This window comes from Amycolatopsis sp. NPDC043885 (genome assembly GCF_056435685.1).
Genome location: NZ_JBWKEA010000001.1, coordinates 1,276,040 through 1,293,944 on the forward strand (window position 1 = coordinate 1,276,040; position 17,905 = coordinate 1,293,944).

At 67.7% G+C, this 17,905-nt stretch carries 17 protein-coding genes; 10 read left to right on the plus strand and 7 right to left on the minus strand.

The genetic code is table 11. The features are described 5' to 3' along the window. Positions 1 to 50: 50 nt before the first annotated feature. Together leuS and AC069I_RS06390 are read left to right on the plus strand one after the other, a co-directional pair. Positions 51 to 2,897, plus strand: coding sequence for a leucine--tRNA ligase (gene leuS, locus AC069I_RS06385; RefSeq protein WP_478264946.1), 2,847 nt, complete (start codon positions 51 to 53; stop codon positions 2,895 to 2,897). 89 nt (positions 2,898 to 2,986) lie between these two features. After that, positions 2,987 to 3,724, plus strand: a complete 738-nt coding sequence (locus AC069I_RS06390) for an SDR family oxidoreductase (RefSeq protein WP_478223939.1) — start codon at positions 2,987 to 2,989, stop codon at positions 3,722 to 3,724. Position 3,725: 1 nt separating this feature from the next. On the opposite strand, the gene AC069I_RS06395 is transcribed toward AC069I_RS06390, so the two are convergent. Next, positions 3,726 to 4,445 (minus strand): TetR/AcrR family transcriptional regulator, encoded by a 720-nt coding sequence (locus tag AC069I_RS06395; RefSeq protein ID WP_478223940.1) that lies wholly within the window; start codon positions 4,443 to 4,445, stop codon positions 3,726 to 3,728. A 292-nt stretch (positions 4,446 to 4,737) separates the two neighbouring features. Here AC069I_RS06395 and AC069I_RS06400 point away from each other — a divergent pair, with 292 nt between their 5' ends. Continuing rightward, positions 4,738 to 5,649, plus strand: a complete 912-nt coding sequence (locus tag AC069I_RS06400) for a hypothetical protein (RefSeq protein WP_478231044.1) — start codon at positions 4,738 to 4,740, stop codon at positions 5,647 to 5,649. On the opposite strand, the gene AC069I_RS06405 is transcribed toward AC069I_RS06400, so the two are convergent. The 5 genes from AC069I_RS06405 to AC069I_RS06425 all read right to left on the minus strand — a co-directional run bounded on the left by AC069I_RS06405 (position 5,633) and on the right by AC069I_RS06425 (position 9,246). Next, positions 5,633 to 6,223, minus strand: coding sequence for a DUF3558 domain-containing protein (locus AC069I_RS06405; RefSeq protein ID WP_478265164.1), 591 nt, complete (start codon positions 6,221 to 6,223; stop codon positions 5,633 to 5,635). The genes AC069I_RS06400 and AC069I_RS06405 overlap by 17 nt on opposite strands. A gap of 32 nt (positions 6,224 to 6,255) precedes the next feature. Beyond that, positions 6,256 to 6,660: a hypothetical protein gene (locus AC069I_RS06410; RefSeq protein ID WP_478264947.1), complete on the minus strand. Its 405-nt coding sequence runs from the start codon at positions 6,658 to 6,660 to the stop codon at positions 6,256 to 6,258. A gap of 12 nt (positions 6,661 to 6,672) precedes the next feature. After that, positions 6,673 to 7,428 (minus strand): ESX secretion-associated protein EspG, encoded by a 756-nt coding sequence (locus AC069I_RS06415; protein WP_478264948.1) that lies wholly within the window; start codon positions 7,426 to 7,428, stop codon positions 6,673 to 6,675. 2 nt (positions 7,429 to 7,430) lie between these two features. Then, positions 7,431 to 8,795, minus strand: a complete 1,365-nt coding sequence (locus AC069I_RS06420) for a hypothetical protein (protein ID WP_478264949.1) — start codon at positions 8,793 to 8,795, stop codon at positions 7,431 to 7,433. 79 nt (positions 8,796 to 8,874) lie between these two features. Continuing rightward, positions 8,875 to 9,246, minus strand: a complete 372-nt coding sequence (locus AC069I_RS06425; protein WP_478223946.1) for a hypothetical protein — start codon at positions 9,244 to 9,246, stop codon at positions 8,875 to 8,877. A 190-nt stretch (positions 9,247 to 9,436) separates the two neighbouring features. Between AC069I_RS06425 and AC069I_RS06430 the strand changes: the two genes are divergently transcribed. The 7 genes from AC069I_RS06430 (at position 9,437) to AC069I_RS06460 (ending at position 16,928) form a co-directional block, all read left to right on the plus strand. After that, positions 9,437 to 9,985: a YbaB/EbfC family nucleoid-associated protein gene (locus tag AC069I_RS06430; protein ID WP_478264950.1), complete on the plus strand. Its 549-nt coding sequence runs from the start codon at positions 9,437 to 9,439 to the stop codon at positions 9,983 to 9,985. A gap of 23 nt (positions 9,986 to 10,008) precedes the next feature. Continuing rightward, complete coding sequence (locus tag AC069I_RS06435; protein WP_478264951.1) at positions 10,009 to 10,347, plus strand: hypothetical protein; 339 nt, start codon at positions 10,009 to 10,011, stop codon at positions 10,345 to 10,347. Further along, positions 10,340 to 11,353, plus strand: coding sequence for a WXG100 family type VII secretion target (locus AC069I_RS06440; RefSeq protein ID WP_478264952.1), 1,014 nt, complete (start codon positions 10,340 to 10,342; stop codon positions 11,351 to 11,353). The genes AC069I_RS06435 and AC069I_RS06440 overlap by 8 nt, the downstream gene beginning before the upstream one ends. 14 nt (positions 11,354 to 11,367) lie before the next feature. Further along, complete coding sequence (locus AC069I_RS06445) at positions 11,368 to 12,522, plus strand: DUF6346 domain-containing protein (protein WP_478264953.1); 1,155 nt, start codon at positions 11,368 to 11,370, stop codon at positions 12,520 to 12,522. A 321-nt stretch (positions 12,523 to 12,843) separates the two neighbouring features. After that, a complete protein-coding gene (locus AC069I_RS06450) occupies positions 12,844 to 13,704 on the plus strand; it encodes a ribokinase (protein WP_478223951.1) in 861 nt (286 codons plus the stop codon). Positions 13,705 to 13,772: 68 nt separating this feature from the next. After that, on the plus strand, positions 13,773 to 15,407 hold the full coding sequence (gene ptsP, locus AC069I_RS06455; protein ID WP_478264954.1) for a phosphoenolpyruvate--protein phosphotransferase: 1,635 nt from the start codon (positions 13,773 to 13,775) through the stop codon (positions 15,405 to 15,407). Positions 15,408 to 15,509: 102 nt separating this feature from the next. Continuing rightward, positions 15,510 to 16,928, plus strand: a complete 1,419-nt coding sequence (locus AC069I_RS06460; RefSeq protein WP_478223953.1) for an MFS transporter — start codon at positions 15,510 to 15,512, stop codon at positions 16,926 to 16,928. A 172-nt stretch (positions 16,929 to 17,100) separates the two neighbouring features. Here AC069I_RS06460 and AC069I_RS06465 read toward each other — a convergent pair whose 3' ends face one another. After that, positions 17,101 to 17,763 carry a DUF1707 SHOCT-like domain-containing protein gene (locus AC069I_RS06465; protein ID WP_340685765.1) on the minus strand — a complete coding sequence of 221 codons (663 nt, stop codon included), beginning with the start codon at positions 17,761 to 17,763 and terminating at the stop codon, positions 17,101 to 17,103. Positions 17,764 to 17,905 lie beyond the last annotated feature (142 nt).

Below are 17,905 nucleotides of genomic sequence, written 5' to 3' on the forward strand. Positions count from 1 at the left end.
GAGTTGTTTCTGGAGTGGCTTGACGTGGATGAGCACGGAGGATTTCGGCGATGAACCAGGCGAGCGAAGGCGCCGACGCGGCACCTCAGCACCGCTACACCGCGGAGCTGGCGGGCCAGATCGAGCAGCGCTGGCAGGACTACTGGTCCGACCACGGCACCTACCACGCACCGAACCCGGTGGGCCCGCTCGCGGACGAGAGCGGGGAGGTCCCGTCGGACAAGCTGTTCGTCCAGGACATGTTCCCGTACCCGTCGGGCGCCGGCCTGCACGTCGGGCACCCGCTGGGCTTCATCGCGACCGACGTCTTCGCGCGGTATCACCGCATGATCGGCCGCAACGTGCTGCACACGATGGGCTTCGACGCCTTCGGCCTGCCCGCCGAGCAGTACGCGGTGCAGACGGGGCAGCACCCGCGCAAGACGACCGAAGAGAACATGGAGACCTACCTGCGCCAGATCCGGCGCCTGGGCCTGGGTCACGACGAGCGTCGTCGGATCTCGACGATCGATCCGGACTACTACAAGTGGACCCAGTGGATCTTCCTGCAGATCTACAACTCCTGGTACGACGAGAAGGCGGGCAGGGCCCGGCCGATCGTCGAGCTGGAGACCGAGTACGCGCAGGACAAGCGACCCACGCCGGACGGCCGCAACTGGTGCGAGCTGACCCGCGCCGAGCAGCTGAAGATCATCGACTCGCATCGCCTGGTCTACCTGTCCGAGGCGCCGGTGAACTGGTGCCCCGGCCTGGGCACGGTGCTGTCGAACGAAGAGGTCACCTCCGACGGCCGCAGTGAGCGCGGCAACTTCCCGGTCTTCCGCCGCAACCTGCGTCAGTGGATGATGCGGATCACCGCCTACGCCGACCGCCTGGTCGACGACCTGGACCTGCTGGACTGGCCCGAGAAGGTCAAGTCCATGCAGCGCAACTGGATCGGCCGCTCGCACGGCGCGCGTGTGTCCTTCGAGGCGGGCAAGCAGAAGATCGAGGTCTTCACCACCCGCCCCGACACCCTGTTCGGCGCCACGTATCTGGTGGTCGCGCCCGAGCACCCGCTGGTCGACGAGCTGACCGCCGCCACCTGGCCGGAAGGCGTCGACGCCCGCTGGACCGGTGACGCGGCGACGCCCGCCGAAGCTATCGCCGCCTACCGTGCGGCGGCGGCGCGGAAGTCCGAATTGGACCGTCAGGAGAACAAGGAGAAGACCGGCGTCTTCACCGGCTCCTACGCGGTGAATCCGGCCGACGGCAAGGACATCCCGATCTTCGTCGCCGACTACGTCCTGATGGGCTACGGCACCGGCGCGATCATGGCCGTCCCCGGCCAGGACACTCGCGACTGGGAGTTCGCCGAGAAGTTCGGCCTGGAGATCATCCGCACCGTCCAGCCGACGGACGGCTTCGACGGCAAGGCGTTCACCGGCGACGGGCCCGCGATCAATTCGGGGTTCTTGGACGGCATGGGCGTCGACGAGGCCAAGAAGACGATGATCGGCTGGCTGGAGGAGCACGGCCACGGTCGCGGCACCGTTCAGTACAAGCTGCGCGACTGGCTGTTCTCGCGCCAGCGCTACTGGGGCGAGCCGTTCCCGGTCGTCTACGACGAGGACGGCCAGGTCCACCCGCTGCCGGACAGCATGCTGCCGGTCGAGCTGCCCGAGGTCGCCGACTACTCGCCGGTGACCTTCGACCCGGAGGACCGGGACAGCACGCCGTCCTCGCCACTGGCGCGCGCGACCGACTGGGTCGAGGTCGAGCTGGATCTGGGTCAGGGCAAGAAGACCTACCGCCGCGACATCAACACCATGCCGAACTGGGCGGGTTCCTGCTGGTACCAGCTGCGGTACCTGGACCCGACCAATCCGGACGTGTTCGTCGCGCCGGAGAACGAGTCCTACTGGGTCGGCCCTCGTCCCGCCGAACACGGCGTCGACGACCCCGGCGGCACGGACCTGTACGTCGGCGGTGTCGAGCACGCGGTGCTGCACCTGCTGTACTCGCGGTTCTGGCACAAGGTGCTGTTCGACCTGGGCCACGTGTCGTCCCAGGAGCCGTACCGGAAACTGTTCAACCAGGGCTACGTCCAGGCCTACGCCTACACGGACGCACGCGGCGTCTACGTCCAGGCCGACCAGGTCGAGGAGCGGGACGGCAAGTTCTTCTTCGGCGACGAAGAGGTCAAGCAGGAATACGGCAAGATGGGCAAGAGCCTGAAGAATGTCGTGACGCCTGACCAGATGTCGACCGACTACGGCGCCGACACCTTCCGCTTCTACGAGATGTCGATGGGCCCGCTGGACGTCTCGCGGCCGTGGGCGACCAAGGACGTCGTCGGCGCGCAACGGTTCCTGCAGCGGCTGTGGCGGCTGGTCGTCAACGAGGAGACCGGCGAACTGCGTGTGTCCACTGTGGACGCCACGGACGAGGATCGCAAGCAGCTGCACAAGGCGATCGCCGGAGTCCGCGAGGACTACGCGGAAATGCGGTTCAACACGGCCGGCGCGAAGCTGATCGAGCTGAACAACTACGTCACCAAGACCTACGGCTCGGCCGAGGCCACGCCGCGGGAACTGGTGGAGCCGCTGGTGCTGATGCTGGCGCCGCTGGCCCCGCACCTGGCCGAGGAGCTGTGGAAGCGGCTGGGCCACGCGGATTCCCTGGTGCACGGGCCGTTCCCGGTCGTCGACGAGAAGTACCTGGTCGAGGACTCCGTGGAGTATCCGATCCAGGTCAACGGCAAGGTGCGCTCGCGGGTCACCGTGCCCGCCGACGCGGGCAAGGACGCCGTGCAGGCGGCCGCGCTGGCCGACGAGAAGGTCGCCGCGCTGGTCGGCGACGGCACGCCGCGCAAGGTGATCGTCGTGCCCGGACGGTTGGTCAACATCGTGCTGTAGCGCCGTGGCCGATAGCCGCCAGCGTCGAGGGTCATGAGGCGATTCGATGGAGTTGTTCAAGGACAACGAAATCGAACGGAGAACACCCCATGACCCTCGACGGCAAGGTGGCTTTGGTGACCGGCGGCAGCCGCGGGATCGGTGCCGCCACGGCGATCCGGCTCGCCGAGGACGGCGCCGACGTCGCGCTCACCTACCAGAGCAACGCCGAACTCGCGGCCGGTGTCGTGGACCGGATCAAGGCACTCGGCCGCCGCGCGCTGGCGATCCAGGCCGACAGCGCCGACGCCGCGGCCGTGGTTTCCGCGGTCGACACGGCGGTCGCCGAGTTCGGCAGGCTCGACGTGCTGGTCAACAACGGAGGCGTCGGCTTCGTCGGCCCGCTCGATCAGACGAGCCTGGAGGACATCGACCGCGTGCTCGCGGTCAACGTCCGCGGTGTCTACGTGGCCACGCAGGCCGCGGCCCGGCACCTCGGCGACGGCGGGCGCGTGATCACCATCGGCAGCTGCGTCTCGGACCGCGTGCCCGGCCCCGGGATGTCGCTGTACGCGGTGAGCAAGACCGCCCTGCTGGGCATGACCAAGGGGCTGGCCAGGGAACTGGGGCCGCGCGGTATCACCGTGAACATCGTCCACCCCGGCCCGACCGACACCGACATGAACCCGGCCGACGGCCCCTACGCCGCCGACCAGCGGAGCCTGACGGTGTTCGACCGCTACGGCTCGCCGTCGGAGGTGGCCGCCACGGTGTCGTTCCTGGCACGGCCGGAAAGCAAGTACGTGACCGGCTCGACCGTCTCGGTCGACGGCGGGCACGCGGCGTAGCTCAATCCGCGGTGAGGCCGATCTCCCGCGCGAGATCGGCCAGCATCGCGTCGAAGAGGACGTCCGGTTTCGAGAACGGGATCGGATAATTGCCGAAGACCTCGAGCGTGACGTGCCCGTAGAGCCGGGCCCAGAACTGGATCATCAGGTACGTCACGCCGAGGTCGAGCTTTTCGAGCGGGAACGTCGCCCCGGACTCCTTCAGCACGGCGAGCAGTTCCTCTTGGAACGACGTGAGATCGTCGCGCAGCTCGACGGGGACCACGTCGTTCGACGGCGTGACCAGGTCGTGCGTCGCGAGCACCCGCCCCGCCGCCGCGAGGAAGATCCGCCCGAACGGCTCGCCCAGCCTGCTCAACGTGTCGTCGCCCGCGGGCGACGCGAAGACCAGCGTGAACTCCTTCGTATGCGCGAGCGCCCAGCGCCGGAATCCCTTGCAGATGGCGAAAAGCTGCAGCGCGCCCTCATCCGGCAGCTGCGCGATGTCCTCGGCGAGCCCGGCAGCCAGATCCGCGACGACGTCCGCGCGAAGATGCTCGACCAGATCGTCACGGGAACCGTAGTAGCGGTACAGCGCCGGCGCCGTGATGCCGAGCTCGCGCGCGATCGCCCGCAGGGTCACGGCCTCCGGGCCCCGCTCGACCAGGAGCGCCCGCGCCGTCCGGCGGATGTCCTGGTCGGTCGCCGCCCGCTCGCGGCCCCTGCGGCTGGGGTTGGTCATCCGGGCATTCTAGGTGGTCAGTGCCGGAATCGTGGCAGCTGGACTCATCCCGAAGCGGGCTGGCTTCCGCGTCGGCAACTCGTAGCGTTCCACCTTGATGAAACACGTACTGCTGTTGATCGTGCCCGCCTTGGTCTGCGCGGCTTGCGTTCCTCGACCCGGTCCGGCGGACACGGCCCAGCCGCCACCGCCACCACAGCGCTTCATTCTGAAGGAGACCCCCAGCACCGAACCACCCGCCACCTTCCAGGGCGGGTTTGTCCACAACGCGTGCGCGGTCCTCACCCCGGACGTGCTGGCCGCCGCGGGAATGGCGTTGAAGGACGGCTTCCTCCAGGGCGGCGATCGCCTGAGCACCACCGACGGAGACCGGCCCGAACTCGCCGGGAAGGGCGGGTGGGCGAGTACGTGCGGCGGCAGCGTCAGCGTGTCCTCCGCGCCGAAGCTGACCGATATCAGTGTGAACCTCCACGTCTTGCACTCGCGATTTTCGCAACAAATGGATTGGCGGGACGCCGTGCTGGAGGTCGGTGCTCGGCAGGTGTCCGAGAGGGCACCAGGCGACATCAAGGTGAGTGTCCAGACCGACTACAACATCCTGGAGCTCGGCATCACCGGCTTCACCAGGCTCCCAGATCCCGAAGTCGCCTTGACCACGCTGCTCGACGGCATCCGCCGGAACGTCGCCCAAGGCCCGCGGTCCATGCCCGTACACAGCTATCCGGCGCCTTACGACCTCGTCGCCGACCCGTGCGCCGCCTTCCCAGCGGAGGTCTTCACCATGATCACTGAACGGCCGACCGATGGTCTGCAACGGGATCTGTTCAGTTTGAGCGAAAGCCCCGGCTCGAAGCACAACAGTGTCGAGATGCGCTGTGACCGCACCGGCCAAGTGGCGCTTTCGGAGGGGATCGCACCGAGCGTCACCGTGAGCCAGACCGTACTGTCCGTACCGGATCCTGGCATCGCCACCGCCGCTGTTCGCGAGCACTGTGACGTCGAGCGGGGCGTGGAGTTACCCCGGCCTCTCGGAGAGGCCAGTTGTGGCCACTTCGGCGCCGACGGCGGCCAGGTCCTCCTCCACAGCGGTCGCTCGATGGTGCGGATCAGTCTCATCGCTCCCAAAACCGACCCGGCCAGGACGCGCGACAACCTCGTTAAAGGTGCCGAGGCCGTCTATGCCCGGCTTACGCCCTCCCCTTGAGGTTCTTCAGGACTTCGGCAGCCACGTCACGGCCGAGTTTGCAGCCGTCCTTGCCCGCCTGGGTCGCCTTGTCTCCGAGGGATAGGGAAACCGAATACGCGAGTTGATCGGAGACCCCGACCACGACGGCACAACCGTTGTCGTCCTGGAGGTTGGTGTAGCCGATTGCCGGATAGCCGTCGATGGGATCGAGTTCCACCCAGCGAGCTGCTTTCGGTTTCACGTTCTTGTAGGGAAGGCTGATGCCTTGGTCGGATTTGGTTTGGTAGCTGATCGTGAATCCCGCGCCGCTGCCGGATGCAGAGCTCCACCTACAGGCGGTTCCGAGTGCGTCGGTGCTGGGGTCAGCGGGTTTCGGTTCGCTGATGAACGTTTTGATCTGCACAGGAGTGAGTGCGCTCTCGCAGGGGCTTCCGTCGAGGACCTTGGCCGGTAGCGGGTTTTGCACGGCGGGCGCTCCGCTGTTCGGGACACCCGCCGCGCTTGACGATGCGGCAGGTGTGCCCGGTGTCGGGGTACCGGGAGTAGCGCTGCCGCCATCGCAGGCCGCCAGGAGCAGAGTGCCGCTGGCCACCAAGGCGAAGGCGGCCAGTTGGTGTCGTGAGCTCAATCGATTGTCCCGCTCTTCTTGGTCGCGTCGGCTGCTTGCCGGTCGGCTTCCTCGGTCAGTCCCAATGCTTTTTCCAGTCGGAGGATCAGCTCCGTATAATACTTGTCCTGGAATCGCAGATGTCCCTCATAGAACCGTCCTGTCTCGTTGACGCCGTTCGGGCCGTTCACCGCGTGAGTGCTTGCCGGTTCGTTGCCAGGTGGCGCAACCTGCGACATTTTCCTTGCGTCCTCGAACTGCTTGCGGATGAAGTCGCGTTGGTCTTGGCACTTCTTGAGCAGGGCGCGCATTTCGTCGCCGTTCATGGTGAAGCCCCCGCCGCCGCCACCGGCCGGTGCGGCTCCACCGCCTACGACGTCGTCACTGTTCTGGAACCAGACGTCCCCGAAGAACGAAGTCATCGAGATCTCCCCTTATCTCAGTCCATGCAGGGTCGCATAGAGGACGTCGACCAGGACGTCCCGGCTCCCCGGTTCGAAGCTGACCAGCGGTTCGCCGTCCTCACCCGGCAGCACGTAGGTGAGGACGCGTCCGGCATGAGCGGTGTCGACCACGGTCAGCGGAGTGCTCCTGGTGCCGTTGTTGACCGCGTAGAGCTGGTGCACGCCGGTTCGTTTCGCCGCCATCAGCTCCCGCGCCGAGGGCAGGGGGTCGTATTCGGGCTCGTCGGTCGGGTCTTCGAGGTCGTACGAATCCTCGTAGACCGGCTGGCCCGAGAAGCGGGATTTCGGGATCTTGACCGGGTCGATCCGGGCCGGTTCGACCGGGGGCAACAGGTCGACCAGCGATTCGGCGCCGTAGCCGGGATCGATGACGTCGATACGGACCTTCTCGTCTTGGCGGATCACCCGGACCGCGTCCCGGCCGGACGCCGACACGAGGATGTTCCCGGTCTCGTCCGACTCGATGTCGCCGAGCCAGGCGGTGAACCGGAGCGGGCCGGTGGCAAGCACGCGGAGAAGGTCGCGGAACTCCCTGGTCAAGCTGCCCCCGGAGGCCAGCTTCAGTTCGGCGAGGGTGTCGAGCACGGCGTCGTCAAGCTTCTTCTTGGTGTCCTCGGCGAGCCACAGGTGGTCCGGACCGAGCGCCGCGGGCGGAGTGCCGTGGTGCTCCCACTCCCACGCGGTGAGCAGGACGGTCTTCGGCAGGTACAGGGGTGCTTCGAACACGATCAGAGCCCGATCACCGGCGGGACCGGCTTTGTCTCAGTGCCGCCGAAGACGCTGTCGGGGTCGGCTTCCTGCAGGTAGGAGGCACGCTTGTGTTCCTCGTCCTCGCCGCCCTTGCCCTTGCCCGCGCCCATCGGGCCCATTCCCGGTGCGCCAGGCCGGCCCGCGCCCCCGGCGGGACCACCGGGCATGCCAGGACGGGCTACCTGGCCGGGCTGACCGGGAGCCATCGCCCCGCTGCCGCGACCAGGTCCAGGTGCGGAGCCGCTCCCCGGACCACCGGACGAGCCCGAGCCGGGTCCGAAACCACTGCCGGCGCCGGGACCGAAGCCCGGCCCGAACCCGGCTCCGCCACCACCAGGGCCGAAGTTGGTGCCGCCGCCGGTGCCAGGGCCGAAGGACGGCGGCTGGTAACCCGGATACGACGAAGGCTGCGGAGGCGTGTAACCCGCCGCCCGCGTGCCATCGTCGTACTGGCCGGGGCGGAAGCTCGGATCGGACGGCTGCGGGCGTGGGGCCTCGTAGGGCCGGTGGTTCGGGTTTTCGGGGCCGGTTGGTGGAGGCCCCGACGACGGTGGTGGCGGTTGCACCCCGCCCGGAGGCGGCCGGTATCCGTCGCCACCGGAATCCGAGCGCCCGTCGAACCCGCGCACCTTGCCGCCGTCGCCAGGACCGGGCCGACTGTCGTCGACCTTGAAATCCCCGCCGTCGAAAGCGCCGAGCTGCCCGTAGTCGATGGTCCGGCCGGCATTGTTCGAGGTGGACTGGTCGTTGTAGGCGTTGTAGCGCTCGAGATTCGCCTGCGCCTTTTGGTTGTACTGGTTGACCTTGTCTTCGGTGTCGGTGTCCCACGGCGTCACGTCGTCGTAGGTGCCCGTGGTCGGTGGGTCGGCGGCGACTTCGCGGTCCAGCGAGTTCTTCAGCGACACGAACTGATCCAGCTGCGTCTGCGTCAACCCCGAATTGCGCTCCAGGCTCGATGACGCCGACGTGGAGGAGTCGGCGAGCGGCTGAAGCTTCGCCCGCGCGGCGTCCGCCGCGCCGCCGGTCCAGGCGGACTCCAACGCCGTCATCACGTCGCGGGTCCCGTCATGCAGCTGGGTCTGGTTCCGCGCTTGCTCACCACCGACCCTGCGCGCTTCTTCCAACGAGCCGGTTCCAGGGCCGTTCAGGACGGCTTCAAGCAGCTGCTTGGGCGTCAGGCCGCCTCGATCGACCGCGCCGGAGCCGTCACTCGAGTTCGACCCGACGATCCCGCCGATGATCGCGCCGACCGGCCCGCCCACGGCGAAACCGGCCGCCGCACCGGCGCCGGTCTTACCGAGCAGGCCGGTGGCCGCCTCCCATACGTCCCCGAACAAACCCATCGAAGCCCTCCCCGGCCCAATCGGTCGATGTCTTGCGCTCACGCACAATACCGTGCCGATCACACCTGGTAGACGGGTTTCAGCCGAGAAGGCGAGCCTGGAGCCTGGTGAGTGGCCGGAGCACCAGGAAGATCGGCACGGCCATCCCAGCGGCGATGAGGAAATGCACGATCCACGCTCCCGCCAGCGTCGGCCCGCCCCATGTGCCCTCGGGGTCGCTCCCGGTCCAGAAGAGCCCGTACGTCGCGATACGCCCGACAAGGTAGAAGAGCAGCAACGCGAGCAGGAACGCGGCCGCGCTCGGAGCGAAGGCCGCCACGAACCGCGGCCGTGACCCGCTCTCGTGCCCGAGCCAACGCCGCGCCAGTCCACGCTGGACCTTCGCGCCACCGAGGTAGCCCGGAAGCACGAGAAGCGCGTAGACCGCGCGTTTCCAGTCCGAAATCGTCATATCCGGCACGCTAAGGGCTGTTGACCTGCGGGAACATCGGGTAAGCCATCGGATCCGGTAGGGAAAACCGGAGGTCATTGTGGTGATCCACACGACCGGGGTGCGGATGTTCGTCAAACGTTCCCCGATGACAGACGGGTATGCCACACTCGGTCGCCGAACGGCTACGACGTGAACAGGGGAGGTTCGCGTGTCGAACCCTGAGCAGCTCTTCGCTGATTTCGAGGCCAAACTGGCCGACGCCCAGCGAAAGGCGAATCAGATGCGCACCGAGATCGAAAGCGTCTCGGTGTCCGAACGCAGCAGGGACGGCCAGATCTCGGTCAAGGTCAACCACGCGGGGAACCTCGTCGGCCTGGAGATCGGCCCGTCCGTGCGGGACAACCCCGCGCTCGCCCAGGAGATCCTCCGCGTCGTCCAGAGCGCGCAGAGCAAACTCGCGGGTGCGATGCAGACCGGCGTGCCGTCCATCGCGGGCACCGAGACCATGAACGAGCTGGTCACCCAGCTGCACAACGAATACCCGGAACCCGAACCGACGGGCTACGTCGAGGGCGGCCACCAGGAGACGGACGAGGACGACCGCTTCGTCGCCGAAGACGAACTCGACGCTCCGCCTCCGCCTCCTGCTCCGAAGCCGCCCGCTCCTCCAGCCCCGCCCGCGCCACCGCGCGCCGCGCGCAGGCAGCAGACGGACCACGAGGACGACTACTTCACCGGCGGAGACTTCCTGCGCTGAGCGGGTTCTTGAGGGAGGGGAACATGGGGCAACCGCAGGCAGGTCAGGGTTTCGACGTAAATCCGGACCAGATCGACGAACACGCCAAACAGGTGGAACAGACGCACGAGCATTTGCGGACCGCGCTCGACGCGGACAGGGATCGTGTGGACATGTTGGCCTTCGGCCTGATCGGCAATATGTGCGGGATGCCGTTGATCTGCAACAACCTTTCGGAGAACGTGCGAGAGGCCCTGCGGTCCGCGATTTCGGCAGGTGGGCACCATGTCGCCGCGGTGCGGAAGTGGGCCGAGGTACGTCGGGTGACCGAGCAGGACGCGGTGGACCTTCTGAAGCGGGCAGAGCAGGTGGAACGTGGCTGAGAACGACGTCCTCAAGAGCGCCAAGGGCGAAACGGACTCCGAGAAGTACAAGGTGGACAGCGCTCTGGAAGGTGCGGGCGCCGTCCAGGATGTGTTCGGCGGCGCGGAAAAGCTCCTGAACGGTGACTGGACGGAGGGACTCCTCAGCCTCGCGGGAGCCGTACCCGACATCGTCGAGGTCATCAAGAACCCTTTGGAAACCCTGATGAGCTGGGGTTTCGGGTGGATCATCGAGCATGTCGATTTCTTGAAAGAGCCGCTTGACTGGGTTTCCGGTGACCAAGACGCGCTGGATCTCGAGGTACAGAAATGGCTGCAGGTGGGCCAGTACGTCAAGCAGACAGCCGAGGAGTTGACCGACGAGGTCCAGAAGAACTGCATGGACTGGTCGGGCGCCGGGGCTGACGCGTATCGAGCGTACGTTCAAAAGCAGCTCGACGGATACCGGGAAATAGTGCGGCTCGCCGAGCAGGCCGGGAACGTCATCAACATCTGCAAGACCGTGCTCTCGGTGGTTCGAACGATCATTCGAGACCTGATCACCGACACACTGGCGAAGATCGTCATGATCATCGCCAGGTATCCACCCCCTGCCTACCCAGCCGCCTTGGCGGCCGAGGGTGTTCCCTTCGCAATCGAAAAAAGCACCGAGGCCATGACGTGGGCCGAGAAGCTCATGCGCGTCCTCCTGCGAGCGAAGTCCATGTTGATGGACTTCTACAAGAACGTCGGCGACCTCCTCAAGAAGGGCGACGTGTTCGAAGGCGCGGGCATGGGTGCTTTCTGGGAGGTGGCGAAGGAAGCAGGAAAGACGGCCGTCAAAGAGGTGGTCAAGAGCGCGTCGGAGGACAAGGCGCGCGACCGGCGAGAGACGACCATCAACGCCACTGGCGAACCGACGCCGCCAGAGAAGGCTAACGGAGCAGTCGGCTCCAGGAACCCTGTCGAGCAGGAGCCGATTTTCGAGCAACCTGGAACGCAACGGATATCCGGGTCGATCCAGTGAGCAACGGTCTTCTGATGACCGGGTACGAAGCAGCTCCCACAGTCACGCGCAGATCCCCTTGGAAGGTGGCGGGCGTCGCCGTCGGCGTGTTCCTCTATGTGCTGATCTGCTGGACTCTGCTCGGCCGCGGGATGGTGTCTCACGGAGAGGAGGGAACGAGCAAGTTCGTCGACATGGCGACGGCGAAGACTTGCGAGGAGATAGGGCCGCTGAGCATCGCCGGGATCGGCTACTACTGGGTTTGCGACATCGAGGTTCGTCCCTACTCGCCGGGTTCCAGGCAGGAAGTCGTGACAGCGCGCTCGTTCCCGGACGAGTTGACACCAGCCGACATCGGTAAGTCCGTCCGAGTCAAAGAGTTCGGCAGGTACTACGCCCGGGACTTCAAAAGCGATGTTCCGTGGTGGAGCCTCGCACCTGGCATCGGTGGGTTCGTGGGGTTGGCCCTGTTCGCCCACTGGCGACGGAACAAGCGTTTCCGCAAACCTGACACCGAAGCACCCGTGACCAACTCGCTTTCTCTCTCGTCAGTTCGTCCGCTGGGTGGCGTGGCGGCTCCTGCCGGCCTTCCTGCGACGGTGTCTAGGACGGTCACGCCCAACGACTGGTCATCAGCGAAGTTCTGGCGCATTTGCGGGGTGATCCTCGTTGTCGCCGTCATCTCCGGGATCGTGGGTTTCACCGCGGGCCGCGGAACGGAGCTCCGCGAAGCTACCCTCACGATCGCGGCGATCGGACTCCTCTCTCCCGGATGGCTTTGGTTCTGCACCCCCGCGCGATGGAAAAAGGCGACCTGGTGCACCACGTTCACTGTGTCGATCGAAGGAATCCGCTGGTTCCGCCGCGACAAGGCGACCTTCGAGGTGGGCTGGGACGAGCTCCGCGAGCTTCGGCTGACCACCGTCACCGATGGCAAACACGTCTTGCGGATGATCGACTTCTTCCCTCTCGACGAGGATTTCGCGAAGCGTCATAGAACGCTGAAAGGGCTATGGGAAATCGGGGCGAACCTCGACGGCCGTCCACTTCCGCCGGTTGTGAACGGCTACCGGATTCCTGAGGCGTTCAGCGACGCCGCGTTCGCCGAGATCCGGGCCGCGATGACGATGATCCGGCCGGACAGGCTGAGCGAGTACCGGGGAATCCCGCAGAACACGGTTGTGTCCTGAGTGCGGCGCCCCGTCGAACGGGGCGCCGCCGGCGCCGATCACTCGGGGGGCTACGTGATCGACGCCGGCGACCCGATGCCCTCTTCCCGGCACCGGCCGGGATCGGGGCAACGTCACCGCTTGGAAGCGGCAACGCATCTCAAGAGCGGGCGTGATCGCCGAAGTGACGCCCGGGGGAAGGTTATCCCCCGAAAGAGTGACGGCGTTCCGCTGCTCGCCTGATTGTCGCACTACGCGCCGAGAAAGTTACAAAGTTCTTCACATCTTCGCCCGGAGAAGGGCCATGACCGGACAACTGCTGGTCATGGCATCGTTTCCTCCATGACTTCTCAGGTGCTGGTCATCGGGTCCGCCAATGCCGATCTCGTCGTCCCGGTCGACCGGCGGCCGGGTGGTGGCGAAACCGTACTGGGCGGCGACACGGTCTTGTCGCCGGGTGGCAAAGGCGCCAACACCGCGGTCGCCGCGGCCAGGCTCGGCGCCGACGTCGCGTTGCTCGGGGCGGTCGGCGACGACCCGTACGGCGAGCTGCTCAAGCGGTCGCTGGCCGAGTCCGGGGTGAACACTGGCTCCCTGCGCACGAGCGAGCGTCCGACGGGGATCGCGTACATCACGGTCACGCCCGACGGTGAGAACTCGATTCTCGTTTCGCCTGGCGCCAATTCGGCCCTGCGGCCCGAGGATGTCGACCTCGACGGCGCCGAGGTCGTGGTGTTGTCGCTGGAGATCCCGCTCGAAACCGTCGAGCACGCCGTCGCGAAGGCCGTCGAGAGCGGCGCGAAAACCCTGCTGAACCTGTCGCCGGCGGCCGAGCTTTCCGCGAAGACGCTTCAGGGGCTCGACGTGCTGTTGGTCAACGAGCACGAGGCGGCCTTCCTCCTTGGTGGCGAGGCCGACTTCCCCAAGCTGCTCGACCTCGGTCCGAAGGCCGCTGTCGTGACGCTCGGCGCGAAGGGGGCGGCGGTGGTGACCGCGGACGGGGTAACGGAGGTGCCGTCGCCGAAGGTGGAGGCCGTCGACACGACGGGCGCCGGTGACGCTTTCGCCGGGGCGCTCGCCACCTCGCTCGCGAAGGGTGACGAGCTGGCCGAGGCGGCGCGCAAGGCGGTGAAGGTGGCGGCGATCACCGTGACCCGCCAGGGGGCGCAGCCTTCGTATCCGACGGCGTCCGAACTGGAATGATGCCTTCGTCTGTGTTCTGCTGGTGGCTATGAGCCAGGTCACGCCGCCTATGAGATATGGTCTAGACCATGCCGTCTGAGTCACTGTCCGGGGTCGCCGTCAGTCCCGGCCGCGCGAGCGGTCCTGTCGTCCGGGTCGCCGAGTCGCTCGGCGAACCCGCGAGCACGCCGGCACCGGCCGATCCCGCCGCCGAGGCCGCCCGGATCGCCCCGGCCGCGCAGATCGTGGCAGGCAGGCTCGAGAAGCTCGCCGAGACGGCGACGGGTGAGGCCGCGACGATCCTCATCACCACCGCGGCGATGGCGGCCGACCCGGCGCTCGTCTCCTCGGCGGAGCAGCTGGTCAAGGATCAGAACCTGCCCGCGCCGCGTGCGGTGCACCAGGCGGCGGGCAAGTTCGCCGACGCGCTCGCGGCCGCGGGCGGCTACATGGCCGAGCGTGCCCGCGACGTCCTCGACGTGCGCGACCGGCTCATCGCCGAACTGCTCGGCATCGCGCCTCCCGGCGTTCCCGACCTGGACTCGCCGAGCGTGCTCGTCGCCCGCGACCTCGCGCCCGCCGACACCGCGGGCCTCGACCCGGACAAGGTGCTCGCGCTCGTCACCGAAGAGGGCGGCCCCACCAGTCACACCGCGATCCTCGCCCGCGCGCTCGGCATTCCCGCCGTCGTCGCGGTCCGCGGCATCCTCGCGCTCGACGCGCAAGCGCTTGCGGTGGACGGGGACACCGGGGTCGTCGAGGTCGCGGACCCGGCCGCCGAGGTCGTCACGGCCGCCAAGACCGGCGCGATCGAGTGGGACGGCACCGGCGCGACCTCCGACGGCCACCGGGTGAAGGTGCTCGGCAACGTCGGTTCCGCTACCGATGCCCAGGCCGCGGCCGAGGCGGGCGCGGAAGGCGTCGGCCTCTTCCGGACCGAGTTCTGCTATCTCGACGCGTCCGCCGAGCCGAGCGTCGAAGAGCAGCGCAAGGCCTACACCGCCGTGCTCACGCCGTTCCGCGGCAAGCCGGTCATCGTCCGCACGCTCGACGCGGGCGCCGACAAGCCTCTCGCGTTCCTGGAGCCCGAGGTCGAGCCGAACCCGGCGCTCGGCGTACGCGGCCTTCGCGTCGCTTTCGACCGGCCCGAGATCCTCGACCGCCAGCTCGAGGCCATCGCGGGTGCCGCGCAGGACTCCGGAGCCGAGGTTTCGGTGATGGCCCCGATGGTCGCCACCGCCGCCGAGGCCGCCTGGTTCGCCGAGCGTGCCCGCGCCGCCGGAATCGCCCGCGTGGGCGTGATGATCGAGATCCCGGCCGCCGCGCTGACCGCCCGCGAGATCCTCGACGCGGTCGACTTCGTCTCCGTCGGCACCAACGACCTCGCGCAGTACACCTTCGCCGCGGATCGCCAGCTCGGCGCGGTCGCCAAGCTCAACGACCCGTGGCAGCCAGGGCTGCTGCGCCTGCTGAAGGTCATCGGGCAGGCCGCGAAGGACACCGGCAAGCCCGCCGGTGTCTGCGGTGAAGCCGCCGCCGACCCGAGGCTCGCGCTGGTGCTGGCCGGGCTCGGCCTCACCAGCCTTTCGATGAACGCGCCCGCCGTGCGCGCGGTCGGCGCGAGCCTGGCGGCCACGACGCTGGCCGAATGCGAGTCGCTGGCCGAGGCCGTTTTGGCCACGTCGGACCCGGTCGCCGCGAGGCAGGCCGCCGCGAAGCGGTAGCAAAGGTCCCCCGCTCCCAAAAAGGATCGGGGGCATGTCGAAATCAGGTCCACCACTTCGACGCCTAGGTGAAAGACACCGAAGCGACGAAAGGACCGGACCATGACGACCACCATGACCTCGACGCGGGCGGGACGCCGGGAGTGGGTCGGGCTGGCCGTATTGGCCCTCCCCACCTTCCTGGTCTCCCTCGACGTCTTCGTGCTGATCCTCGCGCTGCCGAAGCTCAGCCAGAGCCTCGGCGCCGACAGCGTCCAGCAGCTGTGGATCATGGACGTCTACGGCTTCATGATCGCCGGCTTCATGGTCACCATGGGCACCCTCGGCGACCGCATCGGACGCCGGAAACTGCTGCTCATCGGCGCCACGGCGTTCGGGCTCGCCTCCGTGCTGGCCGCGTTCTCGACCTCCGCGCTGATGCTCATCGCCGCCCGCGCGCTCCTCGGGATCGCCGGCGCGACGCTGGCGCCGTCGACGCTCGCCCTGATCAGCAACCTGTTCTCCGACAGCCGCCAGCGTTCGCTCGCGATCGGCATCTGGGCGGGCTGCTTCACCGTCGGCGCGATCGTCGGGCCGATGGTCGGCGGCGTGCTGCTGGAGCACTTCTGGTGGGGGTCGGTGTTCCTGCTCGGCGTGCCCGCGATGGTCCTGCTGCTCGTCGTCGGCCCAAAGCTCCTGCCCGAGTACCGCAACGAGAACGCCGGCCGCCTCGATCTGGCGAGCGTCGCGCTTTCGCTGGTCACGATCCTGCCCGCGGTCTACGGCATCAAGGAACTCGCCCGCGAGGGTGTGCACGTGGTCCCGGTGGCCTCGCTGCTGATCGGCCTGGCCTTCGGTGTGGTGTTCGTGCGGCGCCAGCGAATCCTCCAGGACCCGCTGATCGACCTGACGCTGTTCCGCGCCCGCGCGTTCACCACGGCGATCGGCGGGATGTGCGCGTTCACCATGCTGGGCGGTACGACCATGCTCTTCGTCGCGCAGTTCTTCCAGATCGTGCTGCAGCTTTCGCCGGTCGGCGCCGCGCTGGCGTTGCTGCCGGGCATGCTCGCGTCGACCGTCAGCTTCCTGGCCGCGCCGGTCCTCGCCCGCCGTGTTCGCCCCGCGACGCTGATCGCCGCCGGCCTGGCGGGCGCGATCGCCGGATTCCTGCTGCTGACGCAGGTCGAGGCGGGCGCCGGTCCGGTGGTGCCGTCGATCGCCTTCGCCATCACCTGCCTGTGCGGTGGTCCGCTGGTCACCTTGGGCACGGATCTGGTCGTCGGCTCCGTGCCGCCGGAGAAGGCCGGTTCGGCGGCCTCGCTTTCGCAGACCGGCAACGAATTCGGCTACGCGCTGGGCATCGCGACCGTCGGGACCCTGGGCAACGCGGTCACCCGGTCCCGGCTCGCCGACGCCGTCCCCGCGCACGACGCGTTCGCCAGCGGGATGCACGCGGTGTCCGGACTGGCCGCGCTGGTGCTGGCCGCGGTCGCGTACTTCGTACTCCGGCACCTCCGCCACGTGCGTCCGGTCGGCGCCTGAGTGTCTGTTGGTGAACCCGCGTCCGCGATCGCGTCGGCAGGGCGCGACCTGGTCTTACCTCTCACGTTCGCGACAGAGGCGCCCTGCCACCGCGATAGCGGGGCCTTCGGCCGGGGCGGGTTCACGCGTTATGTCCCTTTCGCGAGACACGTCGCAGCTTCGCCAACAGGCTCTAACCGAAGAAACCCCGCCGCGGGTACTTGATGATCAGCGACCCCCCGTGCACGCGCCCGGTGATGACGAACCGGGGCGTGCCGGGGCGGCCGTTCGACCGCGTCCGGTCGTCGAGGTTGCCGAACTTGATGTCGGTGATCGAGTTGGTGTCGACGGCGCCGTTCTCCGGGATGGTGATCTCCACCGGACCCCATTTGGCCTGCAGTTCGATATGCACCACCGGATGCCGGATCTCGGCCTGGGAGAAGTCCAGCTTCGTGGCGCCGTACTTGTTCCGGATCACCATCGACTCGGGGACCAGCCAGTTCCCGTTGCGCTGCAACGCCGAGTACTTGCCGTTGAGCTCCATGACCTGCCCGGACGGCTGCGCGTAGGCATGCTGCCTCGGCGGTGCCCACGGGTTCTGCTGCTGCCGCGGCACCATTCCCGCCTCGGGGTGCACCAGGCCGGGCAGATCCGTGAGCACCGCGTTCAGCTCACCGCGGGTCTTCGAGGCGAGTGCGCGGTCGGTCCGTTCGGTGAACTCGTCGAGGTTCAGCATCCCGAGGCCGATCGCCTTCTGCAGGACCTCGACGACGTGTTCCCGTTCCGCGTCGGAGACCCGGATGTCCCGTCCGGTCAACGGCTTGGTTTCGGTCGCCGGCTGCTCTTCCTCGCCCATGCCAGGAATGGTAGAACCGATTCTCACGCGCGAGATCGGGGAAATACCCTGAACAGACCCGTATTTCTCCCCTGTGCCGCCCTGCTGGCGGCTGTCCTGCTGCTGGCCGGATGCACCGACGTCACCTCGCAGCCGGCGCCGG